Source organism: Catenulispora sp. EB89 (genome assembly GCF_041261445.1).
Classification (GTDB): domain Bacteria; phylum Actinomycetota; class Actinomycetes; order Streptomycetales; family Catenulisporaceae; genus Catenulispora.
In genome coordinates, this window is the sequence record NZ_JBGCCU010000038.1 from 79,245 (window position 1) to 96,078 (window position 16,834).

Annotated in this window: 16 protein-coding genes; 10 read left to right on the forward strand and 6 right to left on the reverse strand. The window is 66.9% G+C overall.

Annotated features, from left to right (window positions below):
• Positions 1 to 36 precede the first annotated feature (36 nt).
• The 7 genes from ABH920_RS46015 to ABH920_RS46045 all read left to right on the forward strand — a co-directional run bounded on the left by ABH920_RS46015 (position 37) and on the right by ABH920_RS46045 (position 5,355).
• The gene (locus tag ABH920_RS46015; RefSeq protein ID WP_370355687.1) at positions 37 to 777 is read left to right on the forward strand and encodes an IclR family transcriptional regulator; all 741 of its coding nucleotides are present in this window, start codon (positions 37 to 39) and stop codon (positions 775 to 777) included.
• Positions 778 to 837: 60 nt separating this feature from the next.
• Entirely contained in the window at positions 838 to 1,248 is a 411-nt protein-coding gene (locus ABH920_RS46020) for a RidA family protein (RefSeq protein ID WP_370355688.1), read from the forward strand.
• A 305-nt stretch (positions 1,249 to 1,553) separates the two neighbouring features.
• Complete coding sequence (locus ABH920_RS46025; protein ID WP_370355689.1) at positions 1,554 to 2,615, forward strand: alpha/beta hydrolase family protein; 1,062 nt, start codon at positions 1,554 to 1,556, stop codon at positions 2,613 to 2,615.
• 27 nt (positions 2,616 to 2,642) lie between these two features.
• A complete protein-coding gene (locus ABH920_RS46030) occupies positions 2,643 to 3,326 on the forward strand; it encodes an SDR family oxidoreductase (RefSeq protein WP_370355690.1) in 684 nt (227 codons plus the stop codon).
• 151 nt (positions 3,327 to 3,477) lie between these two features.
• Complete coding sequence (locus ABH920_RS46035) at positions 3,478 to 4,167, forward strand: hypothetical protein (RefSeq protein WP_370355691.1); 690 nt, start codon at positions 3,478 to 3,480, stop codon at positions 4,165 to 4,167.
• Positions 4,168 to 4,649: 482 nt separating this feature from the next.
• Complete coding sequence (locus ABH920_RS46040) at positions 4,650 to 4,874, forward strand: DUF397 domain-containing protein (protein ID WP_370355692.1); 225 nt, start codon at positions 4,650 to 4,652, stop codon at positions 4,872 to 4,874.
• 166 nt (positions 4,875 to 5,040) lie between these two features.
• On the forward strand, positions 5,041 to 5,355 hold the full coding sequence (locus ABH920_RS46045) for a hypothetical protein (protein ID WP_370355693.1): 315 nt from the start codon (positions 5,041 to 5,043) through the stop codon (positions 5,353 to 5,355).
• A 5-nt stretch (positions 5,356 to 5,360) separates the two neighbouring features.
• Here the strand turns inward: ABH920_RS46045 and ABH920_RS46050 are convergent, their stop codons facing one another.
• From ABH920_RS46050 to ABH920_RS46060, 3 genes are all read right to left on the reverse strand, one after another.
• Positions 5,361 to 5,711 carry a hypothetical protein gene (locus tag ABH920_RS46050; protein WP_370355694.1) on the reverse strand — a complete coding sequence of 117 codons (351 nt, stop codon included), beginning with the start codon at positions 5,709 to 5,711 and terminating at the stop codon, positions 5,361 to 5,363.
• Positions 5,712 to 6,017: 306 nt separating this feature from the next.
• Positions 6,018 to 6,872, reverse strand: coding sequence for a helix-turn-helix domain-containing protein (locus ABH920_RS46055; RefSeq protein WP_370355695.1), 855 nt, complete (start codon positions 6,870 to 6,872; stop codon positions 6,018 to 6,020).
• Positions 6,873 to 7,495: 623 nt separating this feature from the next.
• Positions 7,496 to 8,722 carry an MFS transporter gene (locus ABH920_RS46060; RefSeq protein WP_370355696.1) on the reverse strand — a complete coding sequence of 409 codons (1,227 nt, stop codon included), beginning with the start codon at positions 8,720 to 8,722 and terminating at the stop codon, positions 7,496 to 7,498.
• Positions 8,723 to 8,959: 237 nt separating this feature from the next.
• Here ABH920_RS46060 and ABH920_RS46065 point away from each other — a divergent pair, with 237 nt between their 5' ends.
• On the forward strand, positions 8,960 to 9,574 hold the full coding sequence (locus ABH920_RS46065; RefSeq protein WP_370355697.1) for a winged helix-turn-helix transcriptional regulator: 615 nt from the start codon (positions 8,960 to 8,962) through the stop codon (positions 9,572 to 9,574).
• Positions 9,575 to 9,603: 29 nt separating this feature from the next.
• On the opposite strand, the gene ABH920_RS46070 is transcribed toward ABH920_RS46065, so the two are convergent.
• Both ABH920_RS46070 and ABH920_RS46075 read right to left on the reverse strand, forming a co-directional pair.
• Positions 9,604 to 12,561 (reverse strand): BTAD domain-containing putative transcriptional regulator, encoded by a 2,958-nt coding sequence (locus ABH920_RS46070; protein WP_370355698.1) that lies wholly within the window; start codon positions 12,559 to 12,561, stop codon positions 9,604 to 9,606.
• Between the two features lie 368 nt (positions 12,562 to 12,929).
• Complete coding sequence (locus ABH920_RS46075) at positions 12,930 to 13,979, reverse strand: hypothetical protein (RefSeq protein WP_370355699.1); 1,050 nt, start codon at positions 13,977 to 13,979, stop codon at positions 12,930 to 12,932.
• Positions 13,980 to 14,302: 323 nt separating this feature from the next.
• Between ABH920_RS46075 and ABH920_RS46080 the strand changes: the two genes are divergently transcribed.
• Together ABH920_RS46080 and ABH920_RS46085 are read left to right on the forward strand one after the other, a co-directional pair.
• On the forward strand, positions 14,303 to 14,869 hold the full coding sequence (locus tag ABH920_RS46080; protein ID WP_370355700.1) for a peroxiredoxin: 567 nt from the start codon (positions 14,303 to 14,305) through the stop codon (positions 14,867 to 14,869).
• Positions 14,869 to 15,399 (forward strand): carboxymuconolactone decarboxylase family protein, encoded by a 531-nt coding sequence (locus ABH920_RS46085; protein ID WP_370355701.1) that lies wholly within the window; start codon positions 14,869 to 14,871, stop codon positions 15,397 to 15,399. The genes ABH920_RS46080 and ABH920_RS46085 overlap by 1 nt, the downstream gene beginning before the upstream one ends.
• On the opposite strand, the gene ABH920_RS46090 is transcribed toward ABH920_RS46085, so the two are convergent.
• The gene (locus tag ABH920_RS46090) at positions 15,396 to 16,613 is read right to left on the reverse strand and encodes a low temperature requirement protein A (RefSeq protein WP_370355702.1); all 1,218 of its coding nucleotides are present in this window, start codon (positions 16,611 to 16,613) and stop codon (positions 15,396 to 15,398) included. The genes ABH920_RS46085 and ABH920_RS46090 overlap by 4 nt on opposite strands.
• Positions 16,614 to 16,834: the final 221 nt, after the last annotated feature.

The following is a 16,834-nucleotide window of genomic DNA, read 5'->3' on the forward strand; positions in this document are numbered from 1 at the left end:
CGCCGGCGGCGTCGTCCGCGAGAAAGTGAGGGTGCCATGAGCCAGACCGTCACCCGCGCCCTGCGCCTGCTCGCCGAGCTCGGCGACGGCGAGCGCTCGCTCGACCAGCTGGCCGAGGTGGTCGGCGTGCACAAGACCACCGTGCTGCGGCTGCTCCAGTCGCTGGAGGAGGACCGGTTCGTCTACCGGGACGCCGACTACCGCTACCACCTCGGGGCCGGGCTGTTCGCGTTGGCGAACCTGGCGATGGAGCAGCGCGGCGTCCGCCGGATCGCGGCACCGCATCTGGCCGCGCTGAACGCCGCGACCGGGCAGACCGTGCACCTGGCCGCGTACGAGGGCGGCGAGGTCGTCTACATCGACAAGTACGACTCGCGGCACAAGGTGCGCATGTACTCGCGCGTCGGGCTGCGCGCCGGACTGCACAACACGGCGGTGGCGAAGGTGCTGCTCGCGGACCTGCCGGTGGCGGAGCGGCGGCGGGTGGTGGCGGGGATCGAGTTCGTGCCGCACACGCCGAACACCATCACCTCCGCGCCCCAGCTGCTCGCGGAGCTCGACGCGGTGGCCGCGCAGGGGTGGGCGCAGGACCACGCCGAGCACGAGACGTTCATCAACTGCGTCGGGGCGCCGGTGCGGGACGCGTCCGGGCGGGCGGTGGCCGCGGTGTCGATCTCCGTGCCGGACGTGGTGCTTCCGTACGAGCAGGTGCTGGAGCTGTTGCCGCAGCTGCTGGATACCGTGCGTGCGATTTCGGCGGACGCCGGCGCGCCGTGAAATTCGGATCCTGATTCGTTTGTCTCTCCTTGACATCCCCGAAAGAAAGTGAGCCCTCTGATGACCTCCGCCAAGACTGAGATCCGTACCGACGGCGCCCCGGCCCCGATGCCGATGTTCTCCCAGGGTGTGCGGAAGGGCCCCATCCTGCAGGTGTCCGGTCAGGGCGGGGAGGACCCGGCGACCGGTGAGTACGTGGCGCCAGGCGACGTGAAGGCGCAGACCGCGCGGACGCTGGAGAACGTGAAGGCGATCGTCGAGGCCGGCGGCGGCACCGTCGACGACGTCGTGATGTTCCGCGTCTACCTCACGACGCGGGACCACTTCGCGGCGATGAACGAGGCGTACGCGGAGTTCATCGAGGCGAACATCGGCGCGGACGGTGTGAAGCCGGGCCGGACGACCATCTTCGTGGAGCTGCCGAAGGCGTCGATGCTGGTGGAGATCGACGCGCTGGCTGTCGTCGGCTGACCTGCGGGTCGGCGTCGCTCATGACAGGGGCTTCATCCTGCGGGATGAGGCCCCTGGATCTGGGGGATGACCTGCGCGGAAGTACCATCTGTGGGCTGATCCACGATGAGGGGCGTGGCTCATAACGTCGAGGTATGGAAATCAACCGACGCCGTCTGGCGGCCTCCGCGATCGTTGCCCTGTCTGTCTCCGCTATCACTTTTGTCGGGTCCGGTGCCGCTTCGGCTTCGGTTCCGGCTTCGGCTCTGGCTGCGCGACCGTCCTCGGTTTCTGCGTCTGCGGGCTCTGCCGCTCTTCCGGCCGCCGTGCATCTCGCGCTGCCGGCGCCGACCGGTCGCTACGCGGTCGGCGAGGACGTTCTGCACCTGACCGACACCAGCCGCCTCGACCCGTGGAACCCCTCGGCCGGCCATCGCCAACTGACTGTCTCAATGTTCTACCCTGCGCGTCAGGGCACCGGTCGGCCCGCGGCCTATATGAGCGCTGGCGAGGCGCAGAACTTCGTGGCTCAGCGGGTGCCGCCGGGGTTCGGCATCACCGCTGATGCTGTCGCGGCGTTGCAGACTCACGCTTTCACCGGCGCTTCCGCTGCGCACGGCAAGTTCCCGCTGGTCGTGCTGTCGCCCGGGTTGGAGAACCCGCGGGCGACTCTGACCTCGGTGGCGACCGATCTGGCCAGCCGCGGCTACGTCGTGGCGCTGGTCGGGCATCCGTACGAGGACAGCGGCGAGCAGTTGGCGGACGGGAGTATCGCACCGTGCTTGTGGTGCAGCCAGAACGGGAGCGATCCGGCCAGTGACGATCAGTTGGTCGCCAGCCGTGGCGTGGACGTGAAGTTCGTCGTCGACCAGCTGACCCGGGGTCACGCCTGGGATCTCAGCCACCTGATAGACAAGCACAGCATCGGCATGGCCGGGCACTCGGCCGGCGGCGCGGCGGCTGCGGCGGCGATGGAGGCCGACCCGCGGATCAAGGCCGGCGTGAACCTGGACGGCACCTTCCTGCCCGCGGTTCCGGCCGGGGCGCTCGGCGACCGGGCGTTCATGCTGTTCGGCAAGCAGAGCGACCACGTCGAGGGGGACGCGCCGTACCTGGATCCCACCTGGGGCGCCACCTGGGCCGATCTGACCGGCTACAAGCGGTGGTTCGCGGTTTCGGGCGAGGCGCACGCGTCGTTCACCGACATCGCGGTGCTGGCGGAGGAGGTGGGGATGCCGGTCCCGGGGCAGACCCTGGACGGCATCCGCGGCATTCAGATCACTCGGGACTACGTCGCAGCGTTCTTCGACAAGACTCTGAAGGGCGAGTCGTCGCCGCTGATGGCAGGCAACTCGGCGGCGTATCCGGAGGTGGCGGAACAGCCGTAGACGGGCCGTTGATCGGAGAATGGCCTTATGACGGTTCGTGATTCTGTGGCTGATGGCAGGTACTTGGTGCTCGGCGGTTCGGGCCGGACCGGCTCGCTCGTGACGTCGCTGCTGCTGGAGCGGGGTGCGCGGGTGACGGTCGCGGGGCGGCGTCCGCGTGGCGTCGCGGGCGCCGCTGGCACCGTTAGCACTGCCGACACCGTCGTGGTCGACCTGGCGTCCGGCTTCGACGCGGCGCAGCTCGACGGCTACGACGGAGTGGTGATCTCGGTCGAACCGCCGACGGACGACCACGGCGCCGAGGCGGTGATGCACCACGGCGTGGCGGCGGTCGCCAAGGCCGCCGCCCGAAGCGGCGCACGGGTGGTGCTGGTCTCGCAGATCTACATCACCCGGGCCGCGGAGCACCCGGACATGTCAGGGATCGTCACCGCCCGCGGCCGGGGTGAGGAGGCGCTGCGGGCCAGCAGGGCGGCGTACACGATCGTGCGGCCGGCGTGGCTGACATCGGGGCCGGCGTCCGGGGTGCGGCTGGAGCAGGGCGACGCCGGAGACGGACGGATCAGCCGGGCTTCGGTGGCGGCGGCTGCCGTCGCGGCGCTGGTGTCGCAGGATGCGGCGGGGAAGACGTTCGAGATTTACGACGCGGGCGATGCGGTGCCGGATTGGTCGGCGGAGTTCGCGGCGTTGGCTGCTGACTCAGGGGCTTGATGCGCTCGGGGGTGCGTAGAAACACGTAATTCGTTACTGCTGTTTGGGTTCGGGGCGGTTGCGAGGGGCTTTTGTCCGGGTCGGGCTGGCTACGGTGTGGGGCCAAAGACACGTAGCTTTGTACCGGTCGTCGACTCGACGGAGGACTTTCATGGCCGACCCGACCGTCCCGAATCCTGTGGATCCGTCGATGGGTTCGACGCCGCCCGTACCGCCTGTGCCGCCCTCCAAGCCTGCGCTTTCGTCCCGCTCTCTAGCGGTCGGCGTCGTCGGGCTGGTGGTCGGCGCACTGGCGGTGGGCATCCCGTGGGCGACGTCCGGCTCCGGAACGGCCTTCGGCGCGGAGAGCGGCGCTCTGAAGGCACCGGCATCCATCGGCGCGTACGTCCCCCTAGCGCAAAACCCCAAGACCGACGCGGCGACCGCCAAGCGCATCCAGACCTCGGACCCGATCAGCGCCAAGAACCTCTCGGCCGCCTACGGCGGAGCCGCGACGACAGTGCAGCAGTACTCCGACGCCGGCCTCGAGAACTTCGTCGAGTTGGAAGCGGTCCGCGCGCAGAGCCCCACGCCGTTCCTGCCGTACGTGGACGCCGCATCGATCGGCATGGACAAGCCCACGCAGGAGGTCGACACCTTCGGCCACGTCAACTGCCTCGTCGCGAACACCCCCGTCCCCGCAGGACAACAGGAGCAGCCAGGCAGCAGCAGCGCCGTCACCTGCGAGCGCACCTCCGCCCACCTGACCATCCGCCTCCGCTTCGGCGGCGACGGCGACCTGATGCACTCGCCGCAGCAGGCGGCGGCTTTGGTGGACACGGCTTGGAACTCGATGAGCTAGGCGGTATCGGTCGTACGTGTGTCCTGAGCCTGGGAGCGGATGCGTCGGGTGGATCGAGTGTGCAGCTCAGCAGGTGGCTGTAGAACCAAACTGCACCCTTCGGAATGCATCCCCAATTGACTACGCTCTGACAAGATCTGGCTTGCGTCGGCGAAGCACAGCCTCTTGGGCTCTCGGTCAATTTCAAGCACAGGTTAGGGTGCTCTCTATGTCTACGGCGGTCGAATAATAGCAAGGTTTTGTCAGGTAGTTTATTCAAGCTGGCGCGTCATCACAGGACCCTGATTTTTTGCCAAGAGTCCCCGATTCCATGGACGGGCGCGGTTTTGCCCACTTACACTCTGTGCGTAGCCGCAGCGTAACCGTGCACGATCAGAGCGCAGCTTTGTGCGCTTTGATCACCATGGCTTTGCGTTCCGGGGACAGGCGGCGAGCCGCGTCTTGGTCGCGCCTGTTGCAGGAGCCGGCAGGGGGAGGGACAGATGTCGGATCATGATCCTGTGCTCACGTGGCGAACCGCCTCGTTCTGTGGTGAGGACAGCTGCGTAGAGGTCGCGATTGGCGCTGGGCGGGTATACGTCCGCAACTCCAGAAGACGCGCTCAAGAGCCGATGGTGTTTGACTTCAATGAGTGGGAAGCCTTCGTGCTGGGAGTTCGCAACCACGAGTTCGACGCCCCACCGCTTTCAGGCGGGGCAGACGCATGAGCTGTGCCGTCATAGGCAGATGCAGAACATGGCAAACTAAAACGGACACGTTCGGAGTGGTTGTCTCGATATGAGTGGCATAACGCGCAAGGTTGACTACGCTGGGTCGCATGCACACACAGTGCATCGTGTCGGTTACCGCGGCGACCAGGTTGAGAGACTTCCTGTGGCTCACAGCACCACTGGCGACGAACCGTCGTCGACGGTTGAAGTCCCTGCTTCGAGGGTCGATTTTCCGACGTCGCTGAGCCCGGCGAACAGGCTGCGGATTTTGCTGGCCACGACGGAGGTCCCCGGTCGGGAACGCTGGCCGTCGCTCTCGTTGCCGGTCTACGCCGCGACAGGCGGATCGCTGGCGGTCTTGGTCAGTGCCTTTGCGGCGTTCATCGTTCCGGATTCGTGGTCGGTTCCGGTCTGGATCGGTCTTGCTTTCGTGCTGTGCACTGTTGTCGGCCTGTCGGCGGACAGATTTGTCGACTGATCGAGTCAAAGATCGGCTGTCGAGTTGTCATCGGACGGCGCGGCGGACACCTTGCGGCGAGAAGATTTGATCTTCTTCGCGGCGGTCAGTCCGGTCCAGAGGATCAGGCCGCTGGTGGCGATGAAACCTACGGCGAGGCCTTTTCCGCTTTCCAGGCCGTGCAGCCCGTGGTGGCCGACCACTATGGTTGACGCCAGCCCGGCGAAGACTGTCACGGTCGGTACGAAGTACGGACCCAGCCATTCGAAGCACGCGATGACCATCAGGTATCGGCGAACTCGCGGCCCTTGGATCGTCACGTCTTCGCCAGGGTTGATCCTTTCGATTCCCGCGATCAGCCTTGCCTTGATGTTCAAGCTGACAGGGTCGTGGGTCTCGGGACGTTCGGCCGCGTCGACCGTCGTCGGGCGGCGAAATCCATTGGCATGTCGCTCGGTCTTTTTGGTCGGCGGCGCCGACTTGACCCTGTTCGAGCCCTGCTTGGGGGCAGGCGTACCCGGCCTTTCGGCGGACGTGGGTTGCGAAGGAGCGCCTTCCGTCCGACGTCCAGTTTGGGAGTTGCCTGACACCGGGATGACCTCTTACCTGTGGTAACGAGACAGGGATGATGCGCGGGTGAAGCTGGTACCTATGCTGAGCCAGTCGCCGGATCGGCCGTCGCCTTAACGGGCGGTGTTCCGTATCAGTCCCTTGATAAGATCCGTTGCTTCATTGCCGTATGTCGCGATTCGCTTCAGGTCGCTGAAGGTCCTCCGGTACTTCGAGACGATGCCGGCTTCTTCGCGGATGAGCGTGAGGCCGAGCGGTGTCTCAAAGGACACGACATCACCGTCGCCGTCGTCGTAGGCCATGACGTCGAAGGGGCCGATCATCCCTGGGTGAGACCCCATCTCGAACCGGATGATCCCGAGGTTGACGTGATCACGGTCTGCGACTTCAAGTAGGCGCTCCAGCTGAGCCCGCATGACCTGCCGGCCACCGACCTGAATGTGGAGCGCGGCCTCGCCCACCACGAAGTTGGCCTGGGGCGGTTCGGTGCGCTCGAAAATACTCTGACGCCGCATGCGGAGCTCGGTTCGCCGGTCGACGTCGTCCTGGAAGAAGCTGGTGATGACGCTCCTTGCGTAGTCCGGGGTCTGAAGCAGCGCTGGGACCACCGCAGGATGGGCGATGAACAGTTCCGCAGCGGAGGCTTCATACCCAAGGCGTTGTGCGAAGTTGGGACTCACGAAGTCGCTGTACTCGCTCCACCACGGCGGGCGTCGGCTGGCGCGAGACGCGGCGAGGATCTCGTCGACCTTTGATGCGGCGGTGACCCCGTAGAGGTTCATCAGCGCCTTCAGGTCGTTCGTCGAGATGTTGACGGCTCCGGACTCGATACGGATCACCTTGGTGGGGGACCAGTCCATCGCGTCCGCCACTTCGCGCTGGAGCAACCCGGCTTCCTCGCGCATGCGCTTCAGTTCACGGCGCAGCTTGCGCTTGTCGTAGTTCGGGTTGACCGCCGTGCTGCTCACGTGACCCCTTCCGTGGCGCTGTGATTCTTCGATTCGGCTTGGCGCAGCCGTTGTGCGCACAGGCACTCGTGTTGTCAGCCTAACATCAGCGGCGTCAGGTGCCGTCTGCTATGTGACCGAGCGAATAGCACCTGCCGATCCGCAACCTAGCAAAACGCCATGTGGCGGAACTGACGGATCGTCAGCAAGGCTTCGATTTTCCGCAGTGGGTGGTCTGCGAAGCCGATCGCACCTGTCGCTTTGTTTGCCAAATGCAAGAAGCCGACCGCACCCCTTGGTCGGGTATGGCCGCGTCCACCACCACAACGAATCGGCGCCGACGTGTGTTCCCGGTCGCATCAAGATCCTGAATGCGGTGCCTGGTAGCCCACGTCGTTGTGAGCCTATCGACGTCTACCGACATATCTCGATGGCGGACGGCTCCGCCGCACAACACCGGCCTGATCAGACGTCAGCGCACGCGTCAGAAGCTCGTGCCTCGAAAGGCAAACCTTCATAAGAAACGCTGATGGAGGCGGTGGCACGCGCCTGGCGCGCCACCGATCTCGCGGCGGAGATCGTTTCAGCGGGGTCGAGTATCCGTCCTGGTGTTGACGGCGACGGAAGCGACTCGGCCGACGGTGCTATGCGAGTTCGTGTACGGATCGGTCGACCGCCGCCGAGGACTCCTCAATCAGCGCCGGCGGCTGCAAAAAGCTGGTTCCCCAAGCGACCGCGCTCGTCACCAACGCGAAAAGCAGGCCGGTGAGCACGGTGGCGGAGGCGCTGTGGTTGGTGATGGCGATGCCGCCGGCGAAGGAGCCGAAGGCGATGCCGATGTTGGCTGCGGAGACTGGCAGGGATTGGGCCAACTCGCCGCCGGGGCCTGCCAGGGCGATGACTCGCACCTGTAGTGAGGGTACGCAGCTGTAGAAGGACAGGCCCAGGGCGAGTAGTGCGATCGGGACCAGCCAGGGGATCGAGCCGACGATGGAGAGTGCCAGCAGGGAGGCTGCTATGCCGGCGGATCCGATGATCAGGGTGCGGCTGGCGTTCCGGTCGGCGAATGTGCCGCCGCCGAATGAGCCGACTGCGGTGGCCGCGCCGTAGGCCAGGAGGAAGACGCTCAGCATTGCTCCGGAGATGCCGGTGACGTGTTGCAGGAAGGGCACGAGGTAGGTCAGCGGTGCGAAAACCGCGGAGAACACGATGAAGTTCAGGAACAGCACGGCGAGGACTCTGGGCGCGAAGGCGTGTCTGGCCTGGTGTGCGGCGCCGGCGGTGGTGGGGGGAGTGGTCGGGATCAGTGCCACCGTGCCGATCAGCACCACCGCGGCCCCGACCACGATCGCCAGGAATGAGCCGCGCCAGCCGAGGGTCTGGCCGACCAGGGTGCCCAGCGGCAGGCCGAGTGCGCCCGACAGTGCGACGCCGGAGATGACGATCCCGATCGCCTGACCGATGCGCTCCGGGGGGACGACAGTCATGACCGCCGTGAACGCAGCCGCGATGAACAGGCCCTGCAGTGCGCCGATGCCGAAGCGCAGCACCAGGAACAGGCCGTAGGCGTGGGTCAGTACCGCGAGCAGGTTGCACGCGATGAACACCGTGACCGCGGCGACGAGGACGAGCTTCTTCTCCAGCCTGATCGTCGCCGCGGTCAGGAGCGGGCCGCCGATGGCGAGTCCGAGTGCGTACACGGTGACCATGTGGCCGGCTGACGAGATGGACACGTGGAAGTCCGTGGCGATCCGGTTCAGCACACCGACCACGAGTAGTTCGCCGCTGCCGAGCACGAACATCCCCAAGAACAGTGTGGCCAGGGCCAGGTTGGTTCTGCCTGGACTCAGTGCGGTCTTTTGGGCACTCATGGGCGTTCTTCCCCTTTTGCTACGCTGCGACGAGTTGTCGCAGGGCCCTGTTGGACGCCGCCTGGTGCGGCCGTCGAGCGCACACGCTAGTCCTGTCTAGTTGTTAAAAACAAGTGATATGAGTTTTGAATAGCAAGCTGAGGTCGTGGTGGTTTAAGATCGAGCGGAACAAGGAGGGTCGCCATGCCAACCAGCCGTAGCTACCGGGACTCATGCGGGATCGCGCGTGCCCTCGACGTGGTCGGGGAGCGATGGTCCCTGCTCGTCGTCCGCGAACTGCTCCTGACGCCGCAGCGCTTCTCAGAGCTGCGGCATGCGCTGCCCAACGTCAGCTCGAACGTGCTCGCCGACAGACTCCGCGAACTTGAGCAGAACGGCGTGATCCGCCGCGCACCCGCACCGGCGGCAGGGCAGCAGGCGTACGAGCTGACCGAACGGGGTCGGAAGCTGGAGCCGATCCTGCGAGATCTGGGCGTCTGGGGCATCGACGCCCCGCAACCCCCGGAGCCCAGCGCGCTCAGCGCGACGTCCGTGCTGATCTTCCTGCAGGACGCTGCTCGCGCCGACCCTACGGCGGCGCCCACGACGTGCCGGCTCGAACTCGACGGACGCGTCTGGACCGTTCGCTTCGTGTCCGGGCGGGTTCAGGTGCAACCCGGTGAGACGGCGACGGCAGACGTCTCGCTCCGCGTCATGCCGCAGACCTTCAGCGGCCTTCTGGCCGATCCTGCAACGCTCGATGCGGTGTGTGCGGAAGGCGAAGCCGCGATCGTGGGAGATCGCTCGGCCATCGGCAGGCTGCTGTACGCGGTCGCCGATCCGTGGCCGTCCGACGAACTGGCTGTGCGATGAACTGAGCGAAATCTCCTGAGCCGCACTGCTCAGAGGGCGGAATCCAGCCGCTCACGTGCCTGCGCCATGCCCGCCTGATCGTCGAGCTCGGTGAAGACGGCCAACGCGCGCTGCCAGCTTTCGCGAGCCAGGGCGCGCCGATCGGTCTGCAGGTATGTCTCGCCCAGATCCAGGAGCGCGGAGGCGACGCCGCGCCGGTAGCCGATCGTCGTCCGGATCTCGATGGCCCGGCGAAGCGCGGCTTCGGCCTCCGCCGGTTCGCCGGCGCGCAGGTGGATCGGGCCGAGGGCCGCGTAGGTGCTGGCGGCGAGGTACTGGTCGTCCTTGGCGAGGAACCATTCTTCGGCCTCGTGCAGGCTTCGGACCGCTTCCTCCGTGCGGCCCAACAGGCCGAGCGTCTCGCCGATGTTCATGGCGAGGAGGCTGTCCATGTCGTCGTCGGCCTTCATGGCTCGGGCGCGGGTGAAGTGGTCCAGAGCCGTCTCGTACTGCTCCAGGTGGAAGTACAGGCTGCCGATGTTGTTGAGGGCGACGGCCAGGCTCCTGGGGTTGCCGCGCTCGATGTTGACGCCGTACTCCATCTGGAAGTGCCGCAGCGCCTGCTCGAAGTCCCCGAGCTGCATGCACCGGGTCCCGAGGCCCTCGTACATGGTGGACTGGCCCGCCAGGTCGTGCGACGCCTCGGCCGCCGCCAGCCCGGCGGTGTAGGCGTCCAGCCAGGCGTCCCAGTCCGTCGCGACCCGGAAGTAGGCCCAGAAGCCGGTCACGGTCTGCCAGGCGAGCTTCGGCCATCCGCTCTGCCCCGCCACCGTGACGCAGGCGAGCATGTTCGCCAGCTCCTGCCGGCACCATTGCATGGCCTCGTCGCGGGAGCGGAAGGTGCGGCTGTGCGACGTCGGGTCCAGCGGCGGACGGGCGGCCGACGGCGAGATGGCCGCGAGGGAGTTGTTCGCCGAGTGCGCGAACCACAGCATCAGGCGCCCGAACGCCGCGTCGCGTTCGGCGGCGGGTTCGTCGCGCAGCCCGCGCTGCCGGGCGAAGGCGCGGATCAGGTCGTGGAACTCGTAACGGCCCGCGGTCCGCTGTTGCAGAAGGTTCTCGTCGAGCAGGGACTCCAGGATCGACGCCGCCTCGGCCTCCGCGACGTCCATCAGCGCGGCCAGTGCGGGAGCCGTGAAATCCAGGCCGGGCTGCACGCCGAGGAGGCGGAACGCGCGCGCGGCGCTCTCCGTCAGGCCGCGGTAGGAGAGCTCGAACACGCCGCTCAGGCTGCGTCCGCCGACACCGGTGGCGGTCAGGGTGTCCTCGAGGCGGGCGGCGAGGTCGACGAGCGTCCAGGCCGGGCGGGCGCGCAGCCGGCTGGCTGCGAGGGACACCGCCAGGGGCAGGTAGCCGCAGGCCTGGACGATGTCGGCGGCGACGTCGGGCTCGGCGGCGACGCGGTCGCGGCCGGCGATGCGGGCCAGCAGCTCGACGGCCTCGGCGGGGTCGAAGACGTCCAGCAGGTGCAGTTCGGCGCCGTCCAGGCCGGCCAGGGTCCGGCGGCTGGTGAGCAGGACCAGGCACTGGGACTCGGCCGGTATCAGGCTTCGGACTTGCTCCTCGTCGACGGCGTTGTCCAGCAGGATCAGCGAGCGCCGGCCGTGCAGCCGGTCGCGGAACATCGCGGCGCGCTCTTCCAGGGACAGCGGGATCTGCTGGGCTGGTACTTCGAGCTGGCGGAGGAAGGAGTCCAGGACGGCGGAGGGGTCGGCCGGGGGACGGTCCGGGTGGAAGCCGTGCAGGTTGGCGTAGAGCTGGATCTCGTCGAAGCGGCCTGTTCGGACCAGGCGGTGCGCTGTGTGGACGGCGAGGCGGGTTTTGCCGACGCCGGCCATTCCGCCGATCGCCGAGACGATGACGGTCGGGGAGAGGGGGCCGTTCGTTGCCGCTTCGTGTGCTCCGGTGGCGGCGTCGATCAGGCGCTCGACTTCTTTGTCTCGGCCGGTGAAGGTGGAGAGGTCGGCTGGGAGTTGGCGGAAGACTCCTGGGACGGGTACGGGTACGGGTGCTGGGGTGGTTGGGGGCGCGGCTGTGGTTGTGGGCGTGGCTGTGGGTGGGGGCGCGGCTGTCGTCGCGGTGGTGGTGGTCCCGGTTGCGGGCGCGGTCGGGCTTGCGGGCGTGGTCGCGGTCGTGGTCGTGGAAGCGGTCGTGGTCGCGGCCGTGATCGTGGCCGTGCCGGGATCGGCTGGTTCGAGGTCGAGTGCGGGATCGACATCGAGCATCCGCTGCTGGAGGCGCCGAACGTCGCCGGACGGCTCGACACCCAGCTCGTGGATCAGGATCCGGCGCAGCGTCCGGTAGGCCTCCAGGGCGTCCGCGCGCCGTCCCGACCGGTAGAGCGCGAGCATCAGCTGCCGGTGGAAGGTCTCGTGGAGCGGGTGCGCGGATGTCAGCTCTCGCAGTTCGGTGGTGAGGCTCCGGTGCCGGCCCAGGTGCAGGTCCGCTTCGATCCGTCCCTCGTAGGCGAGCAGCCGGTCTTCGCTGAGCTTGCGGACATGGGCTTCCAGGCCGCTGAGCGCGGGGAGGTCGGCCAGCGGCTCGCCGCGCCACAACTCCAGCGCGCGGGCCAGCGAAGCCGCGGCGTCCGGCCACCGGCGCTCGCCGACGGCCCGGTGCCCCTCGGCGCACCACCGGGCGAAGTCGTCGGCGTCGAGCTCGCCGGGCTCCACGCGGATGCGGTAGGCGGCGGCGTCGGTCTGGACGCGGAGGGCGTCGGGGTCCTGCAGAGCCTTGCGCAGCCGCAGGACGTGGTTGCGAAGCGTCGCCACCACGGAGTTCGGCGGCCGGTCGCCCCACAGCAGATGGCTCAACCGGTCGACGGACACCGGCTGGTTGGCGTTCAGGAGCAGCACCGCGAGCACGCCGCGCGGGTACGCGCCGGTCACCTGGAGCGGACGACCGGCGTCGTCGGTGACGGCCAGCGGTCCCAGCACGTCGAAGCGCATGAACGTGTCCCGTCGAAGACCCGGGCGGCGGGGGCGGTCGGAGCCCGGCCGCCGATGGCATCCAGGGCCGTGCGCGACCGCGATCTGGCTCACGTCGGCGCACCCTGGATCCGGTTGTGGACCTTGCGGAAATCTACCAGACCGTTGAGCTGGAGGAGCTGGGCTGGGGATGATGCTCGGTTGGGGCTCTTATCCTTTCCTTGACCGTCGGGATCTTGGGTGCGGCGCGCTGACGCGTCCATGCGACCCGGGAGACTGGGTCCGTGGGGATCTCGGAGGCCGCGCGAACTGCCTCAAGCGGTGCGCGTATTCGGCGGCTGGCTGAAGCTGGCGGCGACTTCACCGATAGCGCCCCAGACGAGGTGTGATCAGCGCGTCGGCTGGCGGGATGAATTCTCGATCGCTTCTTTTCGTACGCTCCCGAAGCCCCTTCGTGGGTCGCGGTAGTAGAGCCATGGGTATCCCATGCAGACGTCTGCGCCGACTGCTTGGAAGACGTCGCAGGCTTCGTCGTAGCGTTCAGCCATTGTCAGTGCCCAGGCCAGCAGATTCCGGTCCACTATCTCCAGCGCGCCGCCGGTCGGCATTGTGCCGTCCCATTGGCCGAGGGCTTCATCGAGCAGCGGGCGGCCGGCCCCGCGGTAGAAGTCAGCAGCGGAACCAGGGCTTGGAGTCGCATCTCGCACGGTCAGCCAGGCTTCTTGGAGGCGGTGGATCTTGAGCTCGAAGGCGAGGGCTGTGCGTGGCGCACGAGCCACCGCGTCTTCGACGAATTGTGCGGACCACTCTTCAGAGCCGAACCACTTGGCCAGCCAGTAGGTGTGGGCGTACGAATGCGCGCGCCGGTGCATCGGTGCGCGGGCGAAAGCCTCGTTCCACAGGACGGTGAACTCGTCGTTCGGTATTTGCCGACCGAGAGCGGCCTGCATGCGGAAGACCCAGGGTGTCGGGTCCTCGGGCGACAGATCGATGGCCCTTAGCGCTTCCTCGTCGCTCTGTCGCGCGAGCTTGAAGAAGCCTTCGAACTGTTCGCGCGACGTTGCCTTGGCGCGCGCGGTTCCTCGGGCCCTGCCTGCCTGCCCCATCAGCGATGCGGCATGGACGGCGGCGGCGTGCGGTGAATCGGGCTCGGCGGAGAGCCATGATTCGAGCCATGCGTCAGTCTGGAGGGAAACCGTGGACAAGACGGCGACGCGCAGCATCCGGCGGTCCCAGTCGGTGCCGGTGCCGGCCAAGGCCTCAGCCGCCGGCTTCCAGTCGCCGCACCGCGCAGCGTATGCCGCTCCGGCCAGTGCTACGTCGCCCAGGGACTCGTTGACCGCGACGTCCCGGTAGTCAACCATTCCGTAGCGGGTCGCGTCGAACGGTTCGGCCGGGCTGGCAACTGCCGTCGGCTTGGCTCTGCGGAAAATGGACACGGCGCTCCTTGTTCGGCGTGCTCGTTGTGAGCGGCCAGCAGACTAGCGTGGAACGTGGCGCGATCGGAGGCTCATTCAATGGAGCGGATTCGTCGCGCGCCGGACTTTGAGTGACACGGCTGGCGTTCCGCAGGACACCGGCCCCCTGCCGTGCGGCCAGCGCACTGTGATTGATCGGGTCTGCCTATCGCGACTTGCGCTCGCGCCTATTTCACTGATCAATCCCGGTCTGACAGCCTTGATCACGACGTGCCGCGCCGGCTCATGAAGCCAGGCCTGCGGCGCGCCCCGAAAGGCAACCCCTCACCGCTAGGAGATCCCCCGTGGCCGTGCTGACCATCGGTGACCAGTTCCCGTCCTACGACCTGACGTCGGTCGTGGACATCGACCAGGCCAATCCCGAGGACGCGTTCGTTCAGATCACGGACAAGTCCTACGAGGGGAAGTGGCGGGTCGTCTTCTTCTGGCCCAAGGACTTCACCTTCGTCTGTCCGACCGAGATCGCCGCCTTCGGCAAGCTCAACGGCGAGTTCCAGGACCGGGACACGCAGGTGTTGGGGGTTTCGGTGGACAACGAGTTCGTGCATCGGGCTTGGCGGCTGGACCACAAGGATCTGCGGGAGCTGCCCTTTCCGATGATGGCCGACGTGAAGCGGGAACTGTCCGCTGCGTGTGGTGTGCTGAACGCCGATGGCGTCGCGGACCGGGCCACGTTCATCGTTGACCCGAACAATGAGGTTCAGTTCGTCATGGTGACCGCAGGCTCGGTCGGTCGGAACGTGGACGAGGTGCTGCGGGTGCTTGATGCGCTGCAGACTGATGAGCTGTGCCCGTGCAACTGGAAGGCCGGCGATGAGACGCTGGTTGTTCGTGAGCTGTTGAACGCCTGATGGGGTACGAGGTTCTGAAGGAGCAGCTGCCCGAGTATGCGAAGGACATCAAGCTGAACCTCAGCTCGATGGTCAATACCTCAAAACTGACTGAGCAGCAGTTGTGGGGTGCGATTCTCGGGACGGCTATCGCCTCGCGGAACGCCAAGGTCATCGCTGAGCTGTCGGCGGAGGCCAAGGGGCACCTGTCGGACGTCGCTTATGTCGCGGCTAAGGGTGCTGCGGCGATCATGGCCATGAACAACGTCTACTACCGGGGTATGCACCTGTTGGGCGATCCGGAGTACCAGAATCTGCGTGCTGGTTTGCGGATGAACTTCATGGCGAACCATGGGGTCGACAAGCTCGACTTCGAGCTGTGGTCGCTCGCCGTCTCCGCCATCAACGGGTGCCAGCGGTGTCTGGAGTCGCATGAGCAAGTTCTTGTGAAGGCCGGTGCCTCCCGCGAGACGGTCCAGGAAGCCGTTAAGATTGCTGCCATCGTCAACAGTGTCTCCGTGACGCTGGAGGCGGAAGACTCGCTGGCTTAAGCAGCACCCTGGTTTTGCCGGCGTCTGACCGCCGCTTTCCACTTCGTGACGATCTCCGAAGCCAGGAAGGCGGCGGTCGCGACGCATACGGCCAGCAGCGTCGCCATCGCGCCCCACGCGGCGCCCGCGGCGGTGCCGATCGCGAGGATGGCTGCGGCGGCCAGGAGCCAGCGGGTGCAGTTGGCCCATTCGCTCACTGTGCGGAGGAAGGCGATGGTGGCCAGGAAGCCCGCCACCGGGGCCGCCAGCATCAGGGCCATGACGGTGCGGCCCAGTGCGCCGTCGTCGCGTGCCACCTGCTCCAGCAGGGCGGCCATCGCGCCGCCGATGGCGGTCAGGGTTCCGTAGATGAAGTAGTGGCCGTAGCCCCAGATGAACGATGTGCGCAGGCGGGTCAGGTCGTACTCGCCGAGGAAGCCGAAGTAGAGCCACCAGAGGCAGAACGCCAGGATTCCGGCGCTGATCGCGCCGACCATCAGGGTCGCCAGGTGCTTGTGGTCCGTCAGCGCCGTGTTGAAGGCCTCTGAGGCGACCAGGACCATCTCGCCGAGGATGATGAGCGTGAACAGCCCGTAGCGCTCCTCGACGTGCTCGGAGTGCGGGACGGCCGGTTCCTCGGCACGCTGGGCCCACCAGGGGATCAGGAGTTCGACGGCCCCGCCCAGGATGAAGAACGGGATCGTCTGCACCGGGGTCAGGTGGCGCAGGCCGAAGCCGAATGCGATCCAGCCGATCTGGACCAGGAGGATGCCGTAGGCCCAGCGGTTACAGAACTGGCGCAGCGGCGGGTTGGCGTGGGCGGCGCGGAACCACTGGGCCGACATCACCAGGCGGATCACGACGTAGCAGCCCACGAGGATGCGGAAGTCGTCGTGCTGGAACACGTACGGGATGCCGGTCGCCAGCCCCAGCGAGGCCAGCAGCTGGACCAGCACCATCAGGCGGTACGGCACGTCGTCGGGGTCGAAGAAGTTCGCGAACCAGGTGAAGCCCATCCACGCCCACCAGACGCCGAACATCATCTCGACGAACGAGATGGCGCCGTGCTCCAGGTGCCCGGTGGTCACGGCGTGGTGCCACTGCTGCGCGATGGCGCTGATCGTGACCACGAAGACCAGGTCGAAGAACAGCTCCAGGGTGGTGGAGGTGCGGCCCTCCTCGTTGGGGTCGCGGAGCCGGATCGGGCGGATGATGGCGACGGGGGTGGACGGCATAGGTGCATTAAAGAACACCGGAGCCCCGTCCAGTCGCAATTGTCCTGCGACATGGACGGGGCCCGGTGTTTTTGGGCGTGCCGGATCAGCGCTGCATCAGCGCCGCGTTGTCAAACGAGTGCCGGTCGGCCTAGAAGGCCGATGAAAATCATGCGTTCTGACCTCGTCGTTTGGTCGGCGGGGTCAGACTGCTGTTATGCAGGGTGAGTGGACTGGTGAGC